At 64.6% G+C, this 715-nt stretch carries 1 protein-coding gene; it reads left to right on the top strand.

Annotated features, from left to right (window positions below; translation table 11 throughout):
* On the top strand, window positions 1–715 hold a 715-nt coding region (gene phbB, locus ACFMPD_RS17560; protein WP_380997358.1), incomplete at its 5' end, for an acetoacetyl-CoA reductase.

Genomic DNA, 715 nt, shown 5'->3' with positions numbered 1-715 from the left:
AGCACTGGTCACCGGCGGCAGCCGCGGTATCGGCGAAGCCATTTCGAAAGCGTTGCAGGCCGAAGGCTACAGCGTCGCGGCCACCTATGCCGGCAATGACGAAGCCGCCGCCAAGTTCACCGAGGAAACCGGCATCAAGACCTACAAGTGGAACGTTGCCGATTACGAGGAGAGCAAGGCCGGCATCGCCCAGGTCGAGGCGGATCTGGGCCCGGTGGACATCGTTGTCGCCAATGCCGGCATCACCCGCGACGCACCGTTCCACAAGATGACTCCGGAAAAGTGGCAGCAGGTGATCGACACCAACCTCACCGGCGTGTTCAACACCGTGCACCCGGTCTGGTCCGGCATGCGCGAGCGCAAGTTCGGCCGGGTGATCGTGATCAGCTCGGTCAACGGCCAGAAGGGCCAGTTCGCCCAGGTGAACTATGCCGCGACCAAGGCCGGCGATATCGGCATCGTGCGCAGCCTGGCGCAGGAAGGCGCGCGCGCCGGCATCACCGCCAACGCCGTGTGCCCGGGCTATATCGCGACCGAGATGGTCAAGGCGATCCCGGAAAAGGTGCTGAACGACGCGATCCTGCCGCAAATCCCCGTCGGACGCCTGGGCGAACCCGAGGAAATCGCCCGCTGCGTCACCTTCCTGGCCTCGGATGACGCCGGGTTCATCAACGGCTCGACGATCAGCGCAAACGGCGCGCAGTTCTTTGGCTGA

Origin of the sequence: Sedimentitalea sediminis (assembly GCF_042687825.1) — a bacterium.
Taxonomy (GTDB): domain Bacteria; phylum Pseudomonadota; class Alphaproteobacteria; order Rhodobacterales; family Rhodobacteraceae; genus Sedimentitalea.
The sequence above is the reverse complement of the archived record's forward strand: the minus strand, read 5'-3'. Positions and strand labels throughout refer to the sequence as shown.